At 57.1% G+C, this 20,372-nt stretch carries 17 protein-coding genes; 6 read left to right on the forward strand and 11 right to left on the reverse strand.

Features of this window, described 5'->3' with window-relative positions; genetic code table 11:
• Positions 1 to 52: 52 nt before the first annotated feature.
• The 3 genes from FIV03_RS21020 to FIV03_RS21030 all read right to left on the reverse strand — a co-directional run bounded on the left by FIV03_RS21020 (position 53) and on the right by FIV03_RS21030 (position 5,742).
• Positions 53 to 2,449, reverse strand: coding sequence for an SPOR domain-containing protein (locus FIV03_RS21020; RefSeq protein ID WP_173013902.1), 2,397 nt, complete (start codon positions 2,447 to 2,449; stop codon positions 53 to 55).
• Positions 2,450 to 2,657: 208 nt separating this feature from the next.
• Positions 2,658 to 4,427: an arginine--tRNA ligase gene (gene argS, locus FIV03_RS21025; RefSeq protein WP_152510856.1), complete on the reverse strand. Its 1,770-nt coding sequence runs from the start codon at positions 4,425 to 4,427 to the stop codon at positions 2,658 to 2,660.
• Between the two features lie 97 nt (positions 4,428 to 4,524).
• Complete coding sequence (locus FIV03_RS21030; RefSeq protein WP_152510857.1) at positions 4,525 to 5,742, reverse strand: deoxyguanosinetriphosphate triphosphohydrolase; 1,218 nt, start codon at positions 5,740 to 5,742, stop codon at positions 4,525 to 4,527.
• A gap of 154 nt (positions 5,743 to 5,896) precedes the next feature.
• Here FIV03_RS21030 and erpA point away from each other — a divergent pair, with 154 nt between their 5' ends.
• Positions 5,897 to 6,238 carry an iron-sulfur cluster insertion protein ErpA gene (erpA, locus tag FIV03_RS21035; protein ID WP_075283952.1) on the forward strand — a complete coding sequence of 114 codons (342 nt, stop codon included), beginning with the start codon at positions 5,897 to 5,899 and terminating at the stop codon, positions 6,236 to 6,238.
• A 67-nt stretch (positions 6,239 to 6,305) separates the two neighbouring features.
• Positions 6,306 to 7,088 (forward strand): exodeoxyribonuclease III, encoded by a 783-nt coding sequence (gene xth / locus FIV03_RS21040; protein WP_152510858.1) that lies wholly within the window; start codon positions 6,306 to 6,308, stop codon positions 7,086 to 7,088.
• Positions 7,089 to 7,743: 655 nt separating this feature from the next.
• Here xth and FIV03_RS21045 read toward each other — a convergent pair.
• Positions 7,744 to 8,601, reverse strand: a complete 858-nt coding sequence (locus tag FIV03_RS21045; RefSeq protein ID WP_173013998.1) for a tetratricopeptide repeat protein — start codon at positions 8,599 to 8,601, stop codon at positions 7,744 to 7,746.
• A 587-nt stretch (positions 8,602 to 9,188) separates the two neighbouring features.
• Here FIV03_RS21045 and parE point away from each other — a divergent pair.
• The 4 genes from parE (at position 9,189) to FIV03_RS21065 (ending at position 14,995) form a co-directional block, all read left to right on the forward strand.
• Positions 9,189 to 11,234, forward strand: a complete 2,046-nt coding sequence (parE, locus tag FIV03_RS21050) for a DNA topoisomerase IV subunit B (protein WP_152510859.1) — start codon at positions 9,189 to 9,191, stop codon at positions 11,232 to 11,234.
• A gap of 99 nt (positions 11,235 to 11,333) precedes the next feature.
• The gene (locus tag FIV03_RS21055) at positions 11,334 to 12,062 is read left to right on the forward strand and encodes a sulfotransferase family 2 domain-containing protein (RefSeq protein ID WP_152510860.1); all 729 of its coding nucleotides are present in this window, start codon (positions 11,334 to 11,336) and stop codon (positions 12,060 to 12,062) included.
• Between the two features lie 299 nt (positions 12,063 to 12,361).
• Entirely contained in the window at positions 12,362 to 13,810 is a 1,449-nt protein-coding gene (locus FIV03_RS21060) for a DEAD/DEAH box helicase (protein ID WP_152510861.1), read from the forward strand.
• Between the two features lie 123 nt (positions 13,811 to 13,933).
• Positions 13,934 to 14,995 carry a GGDEF domain-containing protein gene (locus tag FIV03_RS21065; protein ID WP_152510862.1) on the forward strand — a complete coding sequence of 354 codons (1,062 nt, stop codon included), beginning with the start codon at positions 13,934 to 13,936 and terminating at the stop codon, positions 14,993 to 14,995.
• Between the two features lie 74 nt (positions 14,996 to 15,069).
• Here the strand turns inward: FIV03_RS21065 and tenA are convergent, their stop codons facing one another.
• The 7 genes from tenA to FIV03_RS21100 form a co-directional block, all read right to left on the reverse strand.
• On the reverse strand, positions 15,070 to 15,732 hold the full coding sequence (tenA, locus tag FIV03_RS21070; RefSeq protein ID WP_152510863.1) for a thiaminase II: 663 nt from the start codon (positions 15,730 to 15,732) through the stop codon (positions 15,070 to 15,072).
• Between the two features lie 32 nt (positions 15,733 to 15,764).
• The gene (gene sufA, locus FIV03_RS21075) at positions 15,765 to 16,142 is read right to left on the reverse strand and encodes a Fe-S cluster assembly scaffold SufA (protein WP_022998742.1); all 378 of its coding nucleotides are present in this window, start codon (positions 16,140 to 16,142) and stop codon (positions 15,765 to 15,767) included.
• A 73-nt stretch (positions 16,143 to 16,215) separates the two neighbouring features.
• Entirely contained in the window at positions 16,216 to 16,611 is a 396-nt protein-coding gene (locus FIV03_RS21080; RefSeq protein ID WP_006933232.1) for an SUF system Fe-S cluster assembly protein, read from the reverse strand.
• 11 nt (positions 16,612 to 16,622) lie between these two features.
• Positions 16,623 to 17,879, reverse strand: coding sequence for a cysteine desulfurase (locus tag FIV03_RS21085; RefSeq protein WP_075283955.1), 1,257 nt, complete (start codon positions 17,877 to 17,879; stop codon positions 16,623 to 16,625).
• Between the two features lie 35 nt (positions 17,880 to 17,914).
• A complete protein-coding gene (sufD, locus tag FIV03_RS21090; protein WP_152510864.1) occupies positions 17,915 to 19,234 on the reverse strand; it encodes a Fe-S cluster assembly protein SufD in 1,320 nt (439 codons plus the stop codon).
• Between the two features lie 14 nt (positions 19,235 to 19,248).
• Entirely contained in the window at positions 19,249 to 20,004 is a 756-nt protein-coding gene (sufC, locus tag FIV03_RS21095; RefSeq protein WP_152510865.1) for a Fe-S cluster assembly ATPase SufC, read from the reverse strand.
• Entirely contained in the window at positions 19,997 to 20,332 is a 336-nt protein-coding gene (locus tag FIV03_RS21100; protein WP_152510866.1) for a TMEM14 family protein, read from the reverse strand. The genes sufC and FIV03_RS21100 overlap by 8 nt, the downstream gene beginning before the upstream one ends.
• Positions 20,333 to 20,372: the final 40 nt, after the last annotated feature.

Here is a 20,372-nt window from a genome sequence, read left to right on the forward strand (position 1 = left end):
GGCCGGGAATACCCGACCGTCTTACTTACGCTTTTCGATTGTGTAGTCTGTCTCAGGGCTGTCTGCGAACGAAGCAGTCACCACCGGCTGCCTGGAGGCTTTCGCACAAGCCAATTGCTTCATCGCGCGACCCGGTCGGGATCCGCGCCCTGTAGAACACGCCCCTGTCTTCAACGGTCGCTGCAACGATCACCGCGTTCCGATTGCCCAATACAGCCGGGAACCGCCGTTGCAGTCCTGAGTAAGCGTCGCTTGCAGCGGCTTCAGAACGTTGAGACGTTACCTGAACGATATAGGTCCCAGACGGGATACTGCCGCCGGAGGTGCTGGCAACAGGCGCCGGTGCTGCGGGCGCAGTTGTTGCCGGGGCAGCAGGCTGTTGCGTCAGGTTAAGCGGACTATCGTTCTGCTGCGCCTGCACCGGTGTGGTGACGGCTGGAGCACTGGCAACCTGGACAGGTGCATCCGGTTTCTTGCGTGGCACAACTGACGGCACCGGTGCAGCAGGTTCACTTGCAATCGGTTCCGGCGCTACGTCAGCACCGGTTACGATTGCCGGTGTATCGGGCTGAGCCGGTTCCGGTGCAGTGGCTGACGAATCTGCAGGCGCGACATCCGCACCGGTCACGACAGGTGACGTGGAAACCACCCGCGAACCGTTCTCGCCGGAAGCCGCATCAGGCTCCGCAGGTGCCGCCGGTTCAGGCTGCGCCGGTGTCGCCACGGCAGGTTCTTCACCTTCAGGAATGATGGTTCCGTCCGGTCGCACGACCACAGTCCTTACCCGTTTCGGAGTTCCGGGAACGAGATCGGCGTCGCCATTGGTGCCAGCAGGTGCCGGCGGCAGCTCTGCGGGTTGTGGAGATTCTGTCGGGATAAGCCTGTCTGGTCCGGCTACACCAGTGCCGTCGACCCGATCATAAATAAGCTTGCCGGCCTGATCGTTTGCCGAAGCCTGGCTCTGCTCCGGATATACCTTGAGCGGCTCCTGCAGACCGCTGATGACCGGTGGCGGACCACTGGGTACAGGAACGGCGTCGCTATCGAACAGAAAGAAGCTTGCGCCACCCAGGACAGCAACGCCAAGCACTCCAGCTGCAACGAACAAGCCTTTCCGGGATTTTTCGCCCGCATGCGGTATCGCGTTGCGTTCAGCTGCCGAGTGAGGCGGCAGGACGCCAGCACCTGTAAGGCTTGGATCGCTTTCCTGCATTGCCCGTGCAACCGCATCAAGGTCATAACCTTCCGGCGGTGGCGGCGTTTCGTCGTCTTCCGATTGAGGAACCGCCTCAGCTGCGGCCGGCCAAGCCATATCGTCCAGATCCGGCTCTGTTGACGAAGTGTCCTGCGACGATGGATCGAACGATCCACCAACAGGCTTTCGAGACGTTGGGGCCGGGAAATCAAGATCGGCAAAAAGGGCGTCTATGCCGGCAGGATCTCCTGGCTGTTCCGGCGCGGCGGCCTCCGCCTTTTGCGCGGCCGGTTCGGACTGAACCGGGTTCAGCGCAGCAAAAAAGTCATTCTCGTCTATCTGCGGACGCTGCCCGGTTACCGGCTGCTGGTAGCTGGAGGTTTCGAATACCTCCTCATCCCCAGCAACTGCCTCAACCGGTTCATCGTGCTGCACGCCGCCAATCCGGTAGTCGTCCGATGGACGAGGCGTATCAATTGGCTTCGAAATGCTGGACGCTGCGGTCCCAATGGCGGGAGACACGGACGGTGCGCTCGGCACCTGTGTTGCGCGGGTCAAGCTATCAGAAGCGGCAAAATCCGTTTTGTCGCGGGAGTATGAAGATGCCGTTGGCATCACAGGTACTGAGGGAGTTTGAGGAGCAGCCTCTTCCACCTCGTCTGCATATCCCATATCGGGCGTGGTTGCCGGGTGTGTCTCGTCCACGGACTGACGCAAGGCGCCGATCAACTCGTCTTCCAGCTCTGCCGTCAGATTCTGTTCGAGATCCATGGCAACTGAAGGTGCGAGATAGGATTTGTCGTTTGCGCCCTCCGGCTCAGCCTGCACTGGGGCAGCCTGCGGCGTGCGAAACTGCACGACATGATCCACCGGAGCATGTGACGCGCCGACCGGGGGAGCGACTGGTTGTACAGGTTCAGCTACCTGCTCCGGCTCGCTCGGCCAAAGCGAAGAAACGTGGGAAGAAGGCGTCACTGGAGCGGGTTGAACCGGCTCTTCCAGCTGGAAAGACTGCTCGAAGCTGGACGGCGGTGTAGCCGCGTAGAAATCATTCCTGGAGGCGCTGTGTGTTCCTTCAGGTTCTTCCGCGAAGTCCGCGCCAGCAGTGGCTTCAGGAGTATTCGACACCGGACGAAGATTTGAAAACGAAGGTTCGATGCGCGACGGCGCCGGGGTGGATTGTGCAGGCGCATCGCCTGCCACATCGTCCAGCCCCGCAAAATAATCTGTACTACCAACGCGGCCGCTGCTCACATTTGCCCCCGATTGCTTGTTCTTGTGGACAATCCGGGCCAATTCAACCAGCGGATCCTCCGCGGCCGGCCGTTCGCCGCCCGCCTCGTTTTGCGAGGCGCGCAAATCTGATCGCTTTGTTTCGTAGTCTTGTGACATGAGCTTTACGAAAACCGGTCCACTTCAAGTCGCTGGCGAGCCATTTAGTCGTTCCCAGCGGCCATTAAAACTAGCGCATTTCTTCAGGAGCATTCACGCCGAGAATCATTAGACCTGAAGCGAGCACCAAAGATACTGCACGAACCAAAGCAAGACGCGCTAGGGTTAATTTCAAGTTACCGGCCTGAATAAAACGTAAATGAGGCAATTCGTAGCCTTTATTCCAGTGGCCATGCAAAGAACTAGCGAGTTCATGTAGATAAAACGCAATTCTGTGCGGCTCATGTGTTTCTGCGGCTGCTTCGACCACTTTCGGCCATTCCGCCATCTTGGCGATTAGCTCCTGCTCGCCGATGTCATCCAGCAGGGTGAAATCGGCCCCGGCAAGATCATCAACCGCATACCCGGCTTCCTTGAGTTCATCGGCCGCCTGCCGCAACACCGAACAGCAACGCGCATGGCCGTATTGAACATAGAAGACCGGATTGTCTTTCGATTGTTCCGTAACCTTTTTGAAGTCGAAGTCCAGCGGTGCATCATTCTTGCGGAACAGCATCATGAAGCGAACCGGGTCCGGCCCGACTTCATCCACGACATCGCGAAGTGTGATGAAATCGCCGGAGCGTTTCGACATCTTGACCGGCTCGCCGTCACGCATCAGCTTCACAAGCTGGCAGAACCGGACGATAACTTCCGTCTTGCCGTCGGAAATCGCCTTTCCGACTGCCTGAAGGCGTTTGGCGTAGCCACCGTGATCGGCACCAAGAACGTAGATCGTTTCGGAAAACCCGCGCTCGAACTTGTCCTGAAAATAGGCGACGTCGGCAGCGAAATACGTGTAGGAGCCATCGGACTTCTTGAGAGCCCGGTCGGTATCGTCTCCAAAGTCGCTTGCGCGAAACAGTGTTTGCTCGCGGTCTTCCCAGTCATCAGGAACCTGACCCTTGGGTGGCGGAAGCGTGCCTTCGTAAATCAGCCCCTTGTTCCGGAGAGTTTCGAGCATGTGATCGATCTTCGAACCGTTGCCCGAGCCGCGATCATGCAAGGTTCTTTCGGAATAGAACACCTCGTGTTCGACACCGAGCGCTGCCAGGTCCTGCCGGATCAACTCGAGCATGGCGGCGATCGCCCGCTCCTTTACCAGCGGCAGCCATTCGCTTTCTTCCTTGCTTGCCAGCGACGGACCGAACTCCGCTTTGAGTTTTTCACCGACGGGCTTCAGGTAGTCGCCCGGATAAAGGCCAGCCGGAATATCGCCTATGTCCTCTCCGAGTGCCTCGCGGTAACGCAGGAAGGCGCTACGGGCCAGCGTATCGATCTGCGAGCCTGCATCGTTGATGTAGTATTCCTTGACCACGTCATTGCCGGCAAATGCCAGAATGTTCGCCAGGGCATCACCCACGACCGCTCCACGAATATGACCGACGTGCATCGGACCTGTCGGGTTCGCGGAAACATATTCAACGTTGACCTTCGGAGCAGGAGAACGTTCCTGTGCTCCGAAGCGGATACCCTGATCCAGTACGCTGCCCAGAACCTTGTGCCAGACCCCCTGGGCGACACGCAGGTTGATGAAACCAGGGCCTGCGATCGTCGTCTCGGTAATTTCCGGATCAGCGTTGAGCTTGGCAACAAGCTGCTCGGCAAGATCGCGCGGCTTCATGCCGAGTGGTTTTGCAAGCACCATTGCAGCATTGGTGGCAAGGTCGCCATGTGCCGGATCACGCGGAGCTTCCACGACGACTCGCGAAAGATCTGGCGCCTCTCCATTTGCATCTTTTAAATCAAGGTCTTGGAGAGCGTCTTTGACGCGCAGCGTGAAGTCCGCGAAGATATTCATAGAACACCGGTCAAGTTTTGGTTTTCAAACACAAAGCCCCCGCGCGCTGCGAAGGAAAAGCCTTCGGCGCCACGGGGCTGTAAAGTTGCCTCTGCGCCTACCCCAAATCAGGAGTGTCGTCAAACAGTCTGCGGTGCTCTTCGATAGCGTATCGGTCGGTCATTCCGGCGATATAGTCGCAAACCAGTCGCGCGATTTCCGTTTCACCCAGGTTGCCAAGGCCACTGTTCCACGGTTTCGGCATGAGGTCCGGTTCCGCAAGGAACCTTGCGAACAGGTCCCGCACAACCCTGGCAACCAGCTTTCTAACGGCAAGAACATCTTCATGCCGGTAGACCCGGGCGAACAGGAACCGTTTCACTTCCTTTTCCGCAGCGGTCATGTCCGCAGAGAAACCGACGAGGCAACGTCCCGCCATGCGAATCTCCTGGACGCTTTGCGGAGCAACGTCGTTCAGATTACGCACCGCTTCGCGAATGACATCTTCAACCATGCGCGTGATCGATCGCCTGACGATCTCGTGGATACGTCGGCTCTCTTCGAGACCCGGATATTTGCCGTCGACCTCGGCAAGGATGTCGGCCAGGAACGGCACATCGCGCATGTCTTCGATCGCAAACAGCCCTGCCCTCAATCCGTCATCGAGATCATGCGCGTCATAGGCAATATCATCGGCAATGGCTGCGGCCTGTGCCTCTGCGCCAGGCCAGGTATGCAACAGGAGGTCCTGTTTCCTGGCATAGTCGCGGATTGCAAACGGTAACTGGCTGTCCTTGAACTTTCCGAGCGGCGCACCGCTGGCATCAATCAAGGGGCCGTTGTGCTTGACCAACCCTTCCAGGGTTTCCCAGGCCAGGTTCAGACCGTCGAATTCGGCATAACGCTGCTCCAGATGAGTGACGACCCTCAGTGATTGCGCGTTGTGGTCGAACCCGCCGAAGGGTGCCATGCACTCATGCATGACGTCTTCGCCTTCATGCCCGAACGGCGTGTGACCGAGATCATGTGACAAGGCCAGGCATTCCGCCAGATCTTCATCAAGCCGCAAAGCGCGTGCCAGCGAGCGCGCGATTTGCGATACCTCGATGGTGTGGGTCAACCGTGTGCGAAAATGGTCACCTTCGTGATAGACGAAAACCTGCGTCTTGTGCTTGAGCCTACGAAACGCGGAGGAATGAATAATCCTGTCCCGATCCCGCTGGAAGGGTGTCCGCGTCGGGCTTTCAGGCTCGGGGAAGAGTCTGCCCCGGCTTTCCAGAGGGTTTTCCGCATATATTGCGCGGGATTGTCCCCCAAATCCGATATCCGCTTTCATCAGTTTCCAGCCATCCTTCACAGAACCGGTCTGCGTTTGCTGTTGCTCGGGCCGCGGGCAACACATTGACGCGGGCGGCCTCAAAACATACTTATCTGAACAAATCAGGTTTAACGTTCCCGCACATTGCCGGAACTAAGCGAGTCGGTGAAAGATGACCGAAACACTTGAAATTGGCGTAACAGTCAGCGACCGCGCTGCCAAGCGCATTGCTGCGATTTTGTCCAAGGAGCCGGGCGGCAGCATGCTGCGTGTCAGCGTTGAAGGCGGCGGCTGTTCCGGACTGCAGTACAAATATGACGTGGTCGACAGCCGCGAAGACGACGACCTGGTGATCGAAAAGCCGGGGGCAACGGTTCTGATCGACTCCATTTCCCTTCAATACATGAGCGGATCGGAAATCGATTTCGTCGATGATCTGATTGGCCAGTCATTTCAGATCAACAACCCGAATGCGGTCGCCGGATGTGGCTGCGGCACCAGTTTCACGATCTGACACTGTTGCTATACCCATTTGACGCCGGTTGCCCCGGCAGTTTCGAACAATTGAGGCAACCGCGCTCATGAAAATTGCGACCTGGAACATAAACGGCGTCAAGGCACGTATCGACACTGTCCTTGAGTGGCTCAAGGAAGCGTCTCCGGATGTCGCCTGCCTTCAGGAAATCAAGTCCGTCGACGAGAACTTTCCCCGTCAGCCGTTTGAAGACCTCGGTTACGCCGTCGAAACACACGGCCAAAAGGGTTTCAACGGTGTGGCGCTTTTGTCCAAGACGCCGCTGACTGATATTCAGCGCGGCTTGCCTGGAAACGATGCGGACGAACAGGCCCGTTATATTGAAGGCAGTCTGTCGACGGATAGCGGCCAGGTTCGAATCGGTTGCCTCTACCTTCCCAACGGCAATCCGCTGGGAACAGAAAAATTTCCGTACAAGCTCGAGTGGATGGACCGCTTGATTGCGCACGCTCAAAAGCGGCTTTCAGAAGAAACGCCATTCCTGCTTCTGGGGGACTACAATGTCATCCCCGATCCCTTAGATGCCAAGAACCCGCAGAACTGGCTGGAAGACGCTCTCTTTCAACCTGAGAGCCGGCAACGCTTCCGTGCCCTCACCCACCTCGGCTTGACCGAAGCAGTCCGGTCCTGCAGCGAAGCGCCGGAAACATTCACGTTCTGGGACTATCAGGCAGGTGCCTGGCAAAAGAACAATGGCATTCGGATCGATCATATTCTGATGTCGCCGCAGGCCACAGACCGGTTCTCAGGGTGCGGTATCGACAAGCATGTGCGCGGCTGGGAAAAGCCGTCGGATCATGTGCCAGTCTGGGTGAAGCTGGCTGCTTGAGACTGAAACTGCCTCCAAAAATCCGGCTCCACCGCTGATGCAGGCGTGAAGCGCGGTGCGTGCCCGGAAACCGTGCTTGCAGTCGGCTGACGTCATGGTAAGCTTTTTTCCATCATGGGATGACGCTCAGCCGACCAACATCCGCGACGGCGACATGCGGAACAGACACACCGGTAACGACTTCGATTGCCGGGCGTTCGGTTTTTACGGTCACCGCCTTGTTGTTTTCCGGACTGATTTTGGGTCTGGTTCTTGGGACAGGCAGCACAGCTCGGGCGCAGGACGTCTCGTGTACCTGCCGATACAAGGGCGAGAAATACGGCGTAGGTGAATCTATCTGCCTGAAGAGCCCGTCCGGGCTGCGAATGGCGACTTGCGAAATGGTGCTGAACAACACGTCCTGGCAAATCAGCAACGCGCCTTGTCCACTGACCCAAATTCTAAGCCCTGCGATCGATAAAAGGACGACAAGTCGTCCGACGACACCAAGTCATCCGTCAGGTTGAAGACCCACTCGCAAGATAAAGCTGATTTTCTGCAGCCTTGGCACGCTCCTGCTTCGAACCCGAGCAGAGCTGGGACGGCTTGTGCGAAAGCCATCCAAGACGCACGATCACACCCACATAGTGCTCAGATCGGGCTCTAGAGCTTGAGGTTATTGTGCGGGCAACTGCTGTGCTGTGAGCACGTCCGGGCGATTTTGCTTCAACCATCCGTCAGCCATTGATCTGGCCATCTGCCTGACTGGTTCGGGCGAAACCGCGAAATACTGCTCGTGCATGGAATGGATCCAGCTGGCATCCGTTCCCTTGGCCTGTTCCCGGGCAACGGTCATCCACATCAGGCCGCGAGCTTTTTTCTTGTCCGACGTACCGAGTGCATAGAGCGTTTCACCAAGGCGTGCCTGGGCGCCAACATGCCCCTTGAGCGCGGCAAGATTGTACCAACGAACAGCCATGCGGCTGTTGTTTTCCTGGTACATGCGGCCAAGTTCATACTGGGCATCGGCATCGCCGAAATAGGACGCGGCATGCGTGAAGATCTGACGGGCACGCGATTCATTCTTGGGCACAGCGCCGTCGATGCCGTTCAGATAGTAGGAACCGAGCGCAACGAAGGCGCTTGAGACGAAGGGAGCATCCGGTGCATCGGGACGATCTTCACCGTGCTCACGAACAATCTGGCTGTAATATTCGAAGGCCTTGAGGTCGTCTTCCTTGACGCCGTCGCCGGAGGCATACATTTCACCCAGCTTCCAGGCGGCCATGGGCTGACCGTTTTCGGCGGCATACTGCAGCGAACCAAGCGCAGCGGCCTTGTCGCCGGAATAATATTGGCGGGCACCGGCCCGCAGTGCTTCAGACGGGGAAAGATCGTTCGGACCGATCGCCCGTGCAGGCGCCGGCTGACCGTCAAAGGCGGCCACAGGCCCTGTCAGGCCGATCAGGATCAACGCACCGAGCACGGTTCCGGCTCTTCCCATGCGTTGAAGCTTTGTGCTGTTCTTAGGCATCCCAGTCACACTATTATCCGTCGGCAACGAAACAGATCCCCGACGGACTTTCTTGTTTTTTGTCCGCGCCAAGCGCATTTTCTGTCTCTTCGGCCCCAAAGCATATGCCTGCAGGACCCACTGTTTCGGAGTGGCCTAAATTGGCCGATCATTTCGTCTTAAGTTGGGCCATACGACGCCGAAATAAGACCATTTCCTGACACTTTTGTCCGGACTGTGAACCACTTCAGGTGTTGAACCCGATCTGGTCGTCCCAGACATTAGCGTAACGGGTGACGGGCAAACATGGCCGAACAGGGGCAACGGTGGCAAACCGGGGCCCTGCAAATGACTCTGTCAGTAACTGTTGCGGAATTGGCACATATTGTGACCGCCCCTCTCCCATTCAAGACCCTTATTTCAACACAGGCGGGTTGATGATGTGTTTCCAGGTCGGATTTTTGGGCCCCTGGCTGTTGAAAACGGGGGCTTTTGGCCAATTACCTTTGCCGTTCTATCTTTGTCCTTCAAACTGAGACATGATTCGGTGTAGGTAACAGCGCTGAGTTTGTAGAAACTGTGACCCAAGACCCATCAGGCGATACGGAATGAGCGCAAAAGACGATCTGTTTGCAGGCAACGCGGCGGTCTCTGCCCCAATGACACAAGATGAGCCCGCCCCAGCTCCGCAAAAGCCGCGTCCCGTTGCGCCTGTCGCGGTCAGCGACGATTATTCAGCGGCCGACATCGAGGTTCTCGAAGGGCTCGAGCCGGTTCGGCGCCGGCCAGGCATGTATATCGGCGGCACCGACGAAAAGGCGTTGCATCACCTCTTTGCCGAAGTGATCGACAACTCCATGGATGAAGCGGTTGCCGGCCATGCGACGTGGATCGACGTTTCTCTTTCCGGCGATGGCTATCTGACGATCACCGACAACGGCCGCGGCATTCCTGTCGATCCTCATCCGAAGTTCAAGGACAAGTCCGCTCTCGAAGTGATCATGACGACGCTGCATGCGGGCGGCAAGTTCGACAGCAAGGTCTATGAGACCTCTGGCGGTCTGCACGGTGTCGGCATCTCCGTGGTCAATGCGCTGTCAGAGGAACTGATTGTAGAGGTCGCGCGCAGCCGCAAGCTCTATCGCCAGATTTTCCGCCGCGGTCACGCCCAGGGCCCTCTCGAGCTGGTTGGCGACACCCAGAACAGACGCGGGACCCAGGTCAGCTTCAAACCAGACGATCAAATCTTCGGCAAAGGCGCCAAATTTGTCCCGGCGCGTCTTTTGAAGATGGCGCGGTCCAAGGCCTATCTCTTCGGCGGTGTCGAGATCCGCTGGCACTGCGCGCCTGAATTGCTGTCTGAAAAGGACGAAACACCAGCCGAGGCCGTGTTTCACTTCCCCGGCGGGCTTCGCGACTTTCTCAACGAGAGACTGACCAAGGAACGCCGTGTCGTCGACGACGTGTTCTTCGGCCGCACCGACAACGCCGGCAAACACGGGTCCGTGGAATGGGCCGTGAGCTGGTTTGCCGGCGACGGCTTTGTCAGTTCCTACTGCAACACCGTGCCGACACCGGAAGGCGGAACTCACGAAGCGGGTTTTCGATATGCCCTGCTGCGTGGTCTCAAGGCATATGGCGAACTGACAAACAACAAGAAGGCATCCATCATCACCGGCGATGATGTGATGACATCAGCCGGCGGAATGCTGTCCGTCTTCATCCGTGAGCCCGAATTCGTCGGCCAGACCAAAGACAAGCTGGCGACCAACGAAGCCACTCGCATTGCGGAGACGGCTGTCCGTGATGCATTTGACCATTGGCTGACGGCCTCCCCCAACCAGGCAAACAAGCTTCTGGAGTGGGTGATCGATCGCGCGGATGAGCGTTTGCGCCGTCGCCAGGAAAAAGACGTCGCCCGCAAGACAGCCGTGCGCAAGCTGCGCCTTCCTGGCAAACTTGCCGACTGCTCGGCAAACCAGTCCGATGGCACCGAACTCTTCATCGTGGAGGGTGACTCGGCAGGTGGCTCGGCCAAACAGGCGCGCAACCGTTCCAACCAGGCCGTCTTGCCCTTGCGCGGCAAGATCCTGAACGTCGCAAACGCCGGGCGCGACAAACTCGTCGCCAACCAGCAGCTTGCCGATCTCATCCAGGCCCTTGGCTGCGGCACGCGCTCCCAATACCGGGAAAGTGACCTGCGATACGAGAAGATCGTCATCATGACGGATGCTGACGTCGACGGCGCCCACATTGCATCACTTTTGATTACTTTCTTTTACCGCGAAATGCCGGAACTTATCCGTGGCGGCCATCTCTTCCTGGCCGTGCCACCCCTCTATCGCCTCAGCCAGGGGGGGAAGAGCCTCTATGCACGCGACGATGCCCATAAAGACGAATTGATGGAGACCGTCTTCAAGGGTAAATCCAAGGTGGAAATCGGCCGTTTCAAGGGTTTGGGTGAAATGTTGCCGGCTCAGCTGAAGGAAACGACAATGGACCCGTCCAAGCGGACCATGCTGAAGGTCGTTGTCGAAGAAGAAGCTGTAACAGACACCAACGACACCGTTGAACGGCTGATGGGCAACAAGCCGGAAGCGCGCTTCCGGTTCATTCAGGACAACGCTGAATTCGCTGAGGATCTTGATATTTAGCCGCAACAGCAGGTATTTTGATCTATATCTTTTTTTGAAGAGGTTGGGCGGGCGTATATTTTTGCCCGCACTGCCTATTTGACCGGTCGGAAACGTAGCATGTTAAACCGGATGTATTCGATACTGGACAGACGGCTTCGCCCCTTGCGAAATCATGTCTTCCTGGCTTTTCCCAAGCACAAGATCGCCTTTGCCCGTATCGCGGAACCTGCTTTTCAACTTCTGCGCCCGGTTCTTCATTGCCTTGCCGGGACAGACAAGCTCAAGGCCCTTTCCGGTTTTGATCTTCGGACCGCCGCCACGGAACGGCTGCTCTTCCACGGGAATGTAGAGTTACTGACAGCACGCGAACTCAAACGGCGGCATCCCGAAATGAAAGTCGCAGCCTGGGTTCAGGATCCGATGCACCGGCTGGCCTACTGTTACGAGAAAGTCATCCTGAGTGCCGATCCACTTCCGGCCTATTATGAAGAGCGCCAGTTCAATCAGGACATGACACCTCAGGAGTTCGTGTCACACGTTGCGTCGATCTCGGACCTGGAAGCAGACAATCTGTTTCGCAGCCAGACAGCTGCCCTCACCTACAAAGGAATGTTGACGGCCGATCTGATCTTGCAGCTTGAAGATTTCGACCAGTCATTCGCGACTTTTCTTTCGGAAAGCTCGCTGAGGTTCCGCACGAAATCTCCTGTCGCGTATCACGTGGACAATTTTGTCGGCAGGGACACGCTGCTGTCGTTTACCGAAGACGGCCTGGTTCAGCAGCTGCGGCGGCGCTACAAGTCAGACTACGACCTGTTCTACAAACCGACGGCTCTTTCTGCCTGACGCTGCGCAATTTTACGTATCGAATACCGGCTGAAACGATACTTTCGGAAACACATACCATTGTTTGCGCCTGCATTTTGGGCAACGCATACTGATTTTGCAGCCGATTTCATGAACCAACTTGGTTGCACTATTAACTGAGATGGCAAATCGTACTCGGAATTACTCGATTTTCTTGAGATTTTACCTCTCAAGCGCATTGACACCTGAGCGCATGAATGTAGGGTGTGCGCACATTGGCACCGGCGGTTCCCACGGCGCCGCCGATTAACAATCACAACATTCGGGCAAAGCGCTCCATGGCATTTAATACTCTCGGTCTTAGCGAGAAGGTCCTCGCTGCAGTTGAAGCAGCAGGTTATAAGGAACCCACGGCAATCCAGTCGGGAGCCATTCCGCAGGTGCTTGAGCGCCGCGACATCCTTGGCATTGCCCAGACCGGGACCGGCAAGACCGCAAGTTTCACATTGCCCATGCTGACGCTGCTCGAAAAGGGCCGCGCTCGTGCGCGGATGCCGCGCACGCTCATCCTGGAACCGACGCGCGAACTCGCTGCGCAGGTTGAAGAGAACTTTGCCAAATACGGCACCAACCATAAACTCAACGTTGCCCTGCTGATCGGCGGTGTGTCCTTTTCCGACCAGGACAAGAAGCTCGACCGTGGCACAGATGTTCTGATCGCGACGCCTGGCCGTCTGCTTGATCACTTCGAGCGCGGCAAGCTGTTGTTGCAGGGTGTTGAAATCCTCGTCATCGACGAAGCCGATCGTATGCTCGACATGGGCTTCATTCCGGATATCGAGCGGATCTGCAAACTGATCCCGTTCACCCGTCAGACTCTTTTCTTCTCGGCGACGATGCCACCGGAAATCCAGCGACTGACAGAAACTTTCCTGCAGAATCCGGCCCGTATCGAAGTCGCACCGACCTCGTCGACGGCTGAAAATGTCGCTCAGTTTCTGAAGGCGGCCGAGTCCAAGGACTACGAAAAGCGCGCAGCCCTGCGCGAACTGCTGGAAGGTGCTGAAGACCTCAAGAATGCGATTGTCTTCTGCAACCGCAAACGGGACGTGACGACGCTTTACCGGTCTCTGGAGCGTCATGAATACAACGTGGGCGCGCTCCATGGTGACATGGACCAGCGCACACGCATGATGATGCTGGACAACTTCCGGAAGGGAACGATCAAGCTTCTTGTCGCGAGTGACGTTGCCGCGCGTGGCCTCGATATTCCCGAGGTCAGCCACGTCTTCAACTTCGATGTTCCGAGCAATGCCGAAGACTATGTCCACCGGATCGGCCGGACGGGCCGCGCCGGACGCAAGGGCACTGCCTTCACGCTCGTAACCGGTGAAGACCAGAAATACCTCGATGCCATTCAGACATTGATCAAGAAGGACATCGACTGGCTGGGCGATGCGATAGATTTCGAAGCTGCCGCTCAGGAACGCAAGGCACGCCGCAAGGCCGGCAAGCCTTCCAGGAACGCACGGTCGAGCAACGACAACGAGGCTGCAGAACAACCCAAGCCTTCCAATCGTCGCCGGTCGCAGAGCAAGCCACGCGAAGTCGTGGAAGAGCAGATGGAGGAACTCCCGGAAATGCTGAACCCGACACCGGTCTCAAACCTGCCGCAACGGCAGAGTGGCAAGCGCTCCAGAAACGATAAACTGGAACCTGCCTTCGGTGCTGGCGTTCACATTCCTGCGTTTCTTCTGCGTGAGCCGCGGCCTAAAAAGGCCTCGTAACGCCGAATTCTCTCCAGGTTTTGCCTTAAGCTTAACGGCTCCTTAAACCTTCCAGCCGAGTTTAAAACCTAGTTCTTGTGTCCGTGTGGGGCGGATTCGCAAGGCATGGGTGAGAGAAACTTGATGGCGGATGAAGACGACCATAAGCGGACTATCCAGTATGGAGAGTCCGCAATCAGTTACATCAAGAAGAATGTGCTGCCAGCCTACCCTCGTTCTTACGAGCTTTGGTACACTTACGCGGCTGGATACAATCAAGGCCTGAACAGGGCCGTCAATGAATCCATAAAATCCAACGGCAGGATCAGCACCGACGAGATGCTGACCCTTTATGGCCGTTTCCTGTCGCCGACACGGCTCGGTGATCGCCTGGACGAAGTTGGCTCCAAGGTTTCCCGGGAAGTTGAAGAACTGGTCGATACGCTAAAGCTGAGTGCCGACGCCACGTCCGATTATGGCACCGCGCTCGAGCAGGCAGGCGAAAAGATCAGGTCGGTTTCCGATCCGGAGAAACTACAGAATTACGTCACACATCTGGTGAAATCGACCCAGAATGCAGTTGCTTCCAACCGCAAGCTGGAGAGCCAGCTGCTGGAGTCCAAGAAACACATTGAGAACCTGCAGTCGTCACTGGAAGCGATCCGCTACGAATCCCTGACGGACGAGTTGACGACACTCAACAATCGCAAGCACTTCGAGAACTCGATTGAACGTGTCATCGATCAATCAAAGGAGAGCGGTCGTGGCTTCTCCTTGCTGATGACCGACATCGATCACTTCAAGAAGTTCAATGACACCTATGGCCACCAGACTGGCGACCAGGTTCTGCGACTTGTCGCACTTGCGGTTAAACAGAACATCAAGGCACAGGACATCGCCTGCCGGTATGGCGGTGAGGAATTTGCGATCATTCTGCCACATGTCGGGCTCGAAGATGCCGCCGAAATTGGCGAGAACATCCGAAATGCGGTGATGTCCAAAGAACTCGTGAAACGTTCAACGGGAGAAAATCTCGGCCGTGTGACGATCTCTGTCGGCATCGCAACCTACGAGAACATCGATACGGTCCATTCCATCGTTTCGCGCGCGGACGAAGCGCTTTACCTTGCAAAAGATTCCGGTCGAAACCTTGTGAAGACTGAAAAGGATCTTGCAGGGGTGGATCAACGGGAAGACGTTGCCTGACCCAAGGCATCGTCCCTGATCAAGTATCAAGTTTCTAAATTCATTGGAAAAACAGGGGCTGAGCAGAAACTGTCTCAGTCTTTTGCATTCAGCCCCATCTGCCAGAAATCACTTTCCAGACGGCAGGCCTTCTCGAATATGGACAGCACGCGCGGGTATCGATGCTCCGTCAACGTCTGGCCTGCAGTTCCGTCTAGCCAGGCGATAAAGCCCTTTGCGAGTTCCTGATAGCCTTCACTGGCGTATTCCCGGATCCAGCGTGTGTAGGGATTGCCATCGGTGTCGCAGCCTTCCGCGGCCAGCCTGGCTCCAATTTCCGCGTATCCAATCACGCAAGGCGCAAGAGCGGCCTGGAGGTCCAGGAGATCACCAGCCATACCGGCATCGAGCACAAAGCGCGTATATGCCACTGTGGGCGTGTCTTCTGGTGCCTGCTCGATCATGTCACGCTCCATGCCCCAACCGCGGCACATCTCGACATGTAGGTCGAGTTCATCATCCAGAATCGCCTTTACCCCCTCCAGTGACTGACGCATGTCGGCGACTGACGGGCTTTTGTAGACGCCAAGCGCATAAGCGCGGGCGAACTGGATGAGAAACAGATAGTCCTGAACCAGGTAGTGCTTGAAACAAGATAACGGCAGCGTACCCGCGCCAAGCTGCTGAACAAATGCGTGATGGGTGTAGTCGGACCACTGCGGGCCGGCGTCGGCCTTCAGCCGCTCGAAAAGGCTCATGAAAATCTCATCGAATAGATAGAAAGGCGCGTTCAGCGTGCCAGGGCGTTCAGGTCCGCAGCCTGAAGCGAAACGGATTCCCCACAGCCACAGGCAGACACTTCATTCGGGTTCTTGAAGATGAAGCCGGAACGGAACTTGGTCACTTCGAAGTCCATTTCCGTGCCGAGCAGAAAGAGCACGGCAGAAGGATCCACGAAGAGTTTCGCCCCCTTGTCTTCAACGGCATCATCACCTGGCCGCGCCGCATCCACCATTTCCATGGTGTATTCCATACCGGCGCAGCCGCCCTTCTTGATACCAACACGCAAGCCGATGGCATTCTTGTCGGAATTCTCGACAAGTTCCTTCACGCGCTCGGCGGCGGCGTCAGTCAGGGTCATCACCTGGAATTTAGCGGCGGAAGCCATATGATCCTCGTTCAGTGCAGCGAATGCTAAACCTGATATGGGGTTTCAGCTTATCCGATTAAAGGCTTGAAGCTCAATACCAGTTGAGCGCAACCTTCGCTTCATCAGACATGCGATCAGGTGTCCAGGGAGGGTCGAAGACCATATCGACGTTGACCGGTCCCACCCCTGCAACCGCAGAAACGGCATTTTCCACCCAGCCCGGCATTTCGCCAGCCACAGGGCAGCCAGGGGCCGTCAGGGTCATGTCGATGTTGATCGACCTGTCATCCTCGATATCGACCTTGTAGATCAGGCCAAGCTCATAGATGTCACACGGAATCTCCGGATCGTAGACCGTCTTCAAAGCACCGATGATATCGGTGGTCAGCTGGTCGAGTTCATTTGCCGGAATGGCGCTCTTGGCCGAGACTTCCGTCTGCAACTCTTCGCCGTCCGCGCCGGTATCGATTGTGGTAGCGTTTTCCATGGGGTCCGTCCTTACCCGAAAAAGCTCTGAGCCTTCAACAGGGCTTCATACAGCGCGTCCACTTCCGCACGCGTGTTGTAAAGCCCGAAGCTTGCCCGACATGTAGAGGTCACACCATATCTTGCCAAGAGCGGCTGTGCACAATGGGTTCCTGCCCGCACAGCGACCCCTGCCCGGTCGATGATCGTGGCAACGTCGTGTGCGTGGGCGCCCTGCAGTTCGAACGAGACAATTGCGCCCTTGTCCGGCGCATCCCCGAAAATTCGCAAAGAGTTGATCTCGCGCAGCTTCCGGTGGGCATAATCCTTCAGATCTGCTTCGTGGCGTGCAATGTTTTCTCGGCCTATCGCATCCATATAGTCGAGAGCCGCGCCAAGACCGATTGCCTGCACGATCGGCGGCGTCCCGGCCTCAAATCTGTGTGGCGGTTCATTATAGGTAACAAGGTCCTCGGTCACGTCGAGGATCATCTCGCCGCCGCCATTGAAAGGACGCAAGGCTTTCAACCGATCCGGCTTGCCCCACAGGACCCCGATGCCCGACGGCCCATAGACCTTGTGTCCAGTGAAGACGTAGTAGTCGCAATCGATATCCTGAACGTCGACAGGAAGATGCACGGCCGCCTGACTTCCGTCCACAAGCACCGGGATGCCGCGTTCATGTGCGATCCGGCAAACTTCCTTCACCGGAACGACCGTGCCCAGAACATTCGACATGTGCGTGAGCGCAACCAGTCTTGTCTTGTCCGTCAAGGTATCAGCAAAGGCATCGAGATCGAACGAGCCATCTTCGCGAACATAGACCCATTTCAGCTTCGCACCGTGACGTTCACGGTGAAAATGCCAAGGCACGATGTTGGAGTGGTGCTCCATGATCGACAGAACGATCTCACCGCCATCGGCAAAATAGTCGGGCCCGAGACCATATGACACCAGGTTGATCGCCTCGGTCGTGGACTTGGTGAAAACCACCTCATCGACGGATCCGGCATTCAGGAAACGGCGCACTTTCTCGCGCGCGGCTTCATAGTTGTCCGTTGCGGTATTCGACAGGAAATGCAGGCCACGATGAACGTTGGCGTACTCCTCCGAGTAAGCCTTGGTCACCGCATCTATCACCTGCTGGGGTTTCTGGGCGGAAGCACCGTTATCCAGATAGACCAGCGGCTTGCCGTAAACCTCCCGCGACAGGATCGGAAAATCCCGACGGATGGTTTCGACGTCGTAACCGGTGTTGCCGGTTGTTTCTTCTGCGGTCGCGACCGTCATGCGGCGCTGCTCCTTATTCCCGTTCGCTTCAGATGTCAGTGATTGGCAAGCCAGTCACGCACGCGCGCTTCCAGGCCTTCGGTCACATCATCCTCGCCGTATTCTTCAATCGCTTCGGACAGGAAAGCGAGTACCAGAAGGGTCTTTGCCTCGTCTTCCGGAATGCCACGGGCGCGCAGGTAGAAAAGCAGGTCCTCATCGATCTGTCCGCTGGTCGCACCGTGAGCGCACAATACGTCGTCCGCGAAAATCTCCAGTTCCGGCTTGTTGGCCATTTCCGCGTCCTCGGAGAGGAGCAGAGCCTGGGTCATCATCTCGCCATCGGTTTTCTGCGCATGCTGGGCAACGTTGATGCGACCCTGGTAGACACCCCTGGCCTCGCCGTCCAGCACGGTCTTGAAGAACTCGCGGCTGTTACAGTGTGGCACAGCATGATCGACGATCAGCGTCTGATCAGCCAGCGATTTACCGCCCGCCATGGTTACGCCGTAGATCTTCGCTTCCGAATTTTCACCGGTAAAGTTGATGAATTGCTGGTTGCGCGTGAACTGCGGTCCGGCAATGAACCCAAGCGATTTCAGCTCGGTTTCAGCGCCTAGCGTAGCAATTGTCGTGAACAGCTGCGCGGCGTCCGTCTTGCCGACGATCAATCGCGTGGCAGCAAGCGCTGCCTTGTCGGCGAGATCGTAGTCAAACACCGTGTTCAGTTCGCCTTCGCCGGTATCTCCGACAAAGGTTTCCAGAAGACGCAATTTTGCGCCTTCGCCAAGTTTAATGCGGTTGCGGACGGCCTGAGCGCCCTTGGAAGTCGCCACCTGAACCAGCTCGACCGGCTTGGACACTTCCACGCCCGCCTCGACTGTCACGACGACGCCGCCTTGGAGGAAGGCAGTGTTCAAGGCAACGACACCGTCGGACGGTCCCGTCTTTGGCGACGCAATCAGCTGGGTGCCTGTTTCGCCGGCAAGAGCATCGGCAACGTTTGTCAGGGTTACACCTTCGCCTGCGAGCGCTTCCACGTCCGAAAGCTCGGCAAGATAGGACCCATTGGCAACGACGATGCGGTACCGGTCGAGATCTCCGAAGCCGTCCTGTGTCTCGATCAGCTTGCTGGCAATGGCTGCGTCAGTTGCACCCGCAAGGGAGGCAGCCGACTTCATGTAGGCACGCAGGTCGGAATACTTGTATTCCTCTACCCGGCGATGCGGCAGTCCACGGTCCCGAATCTGGCCGAGCGCCGCTTCGCGGAGAGCCTTGACGGCAACCGAGCCGGCCAAACCGTCTTTCGCGCTGTCGAAACGCTCCAGCAGGTCGCTTTCCGCCTGGGTGTGTTTGATGGGTGCGCTGGCGTTCATATCGCTTTGCTCCCTCAGGCGGCCGTGTCGATGTAGTCGGCGTAACCGTTCTTTTCCAGCTCCAGCGCCAGGTCCTTGTCGCCGGTCTTGACGATGCGGCCCCTGGACAGAACGTGGACGACATCCGGAACGATGTGGTCAAGCAGACGCTGATAGTGGGTGATCACCACCATGGCGCGATCGGGACCGCGCAGCTTGTTCACGCCTTCAGAAACGATCCTGAGTGCGTCGATGTCGAGGCCGGAATCGGTCTCGTCGAGAACGCAGAGCTTCGGCTCCAGCAAGGACATCTGCAGAATTTCCGCACGCTTCTTCTCGCCACCGGAGAAGCCCACATTGAGCGGACGCTTCAGCATGTCCATGGAGACGTTCAGGTGGCCGGCAGCCTCCTTGACGCGCTTCATGAAGTCCGGGATCGACAGCGTGTCCTCACCGCGTGCCTTGCGCTGTGCGTTCATCGCCGTCTTGAGGAATTCCATGGTGGCAACACCTGGAATCTCGATCGGGTACTGGAACGCCAGGAACAGGCCCGCAGCAGCGCGCTCATCCGGCTCCATCTCAAGAAGGTTCTCTCCGTTGAACAGGATCTCGCCTTCGGTAACCTCGTAGTCGTCCTTGCCGGCCAGGATGTAGGACAGCGTCGACTTGCCGGAACCGTTCGGGCCCATGATGGCGTGTACTTCGCCTGCATTGATGGTCAGATCGATGCCGCGCAGGATCTCTGTTTCGTCTTCCGCAATGCGGGCGTGCAGGTTCTTGATCTCAAGCATTGTTTGCTTCCGTCGTCTCGTTCGTTTTTTCTTTTTCGATCGCCAGTTGGCGAAGATCCTCAGCTCTTTTCTTGCGTGTCGTGATGACTTTCCTCGTTTTCACCGCGACATGGGCCAGAGCGATCACGGCCGTAAATCCTGCTGCGTAAACCGCCATCTGACGGTCGACAAAGATCAGCAGGAACGACACGAACAGCAGGATTCCAAAAACTGTCCCAAAGATGAGTTCGGAAAGATACAAGTGCATGTATTTTCCCTGATCCTGGAGCCCGTCCTGCCCTTCCATTCGGCGTTTCGCAGCCAATATCTGTGACTGCGCAACAGCCAAGTCATGTGTCTCCGACCCGTGTCCCAAAGCTTCGCTCCTG

It is taken from the genome of Labrenzia sp. THAF187b, from assembly GCF_009363375.1.
In the GTDB taxonomy this organism is placed as follows: domain Bacteria; phylum Pseudomonadota; class Alphaproteobacteria; order Rhizobiales; family Stappiaceae; genus Roseibium; species Roseibium algicola.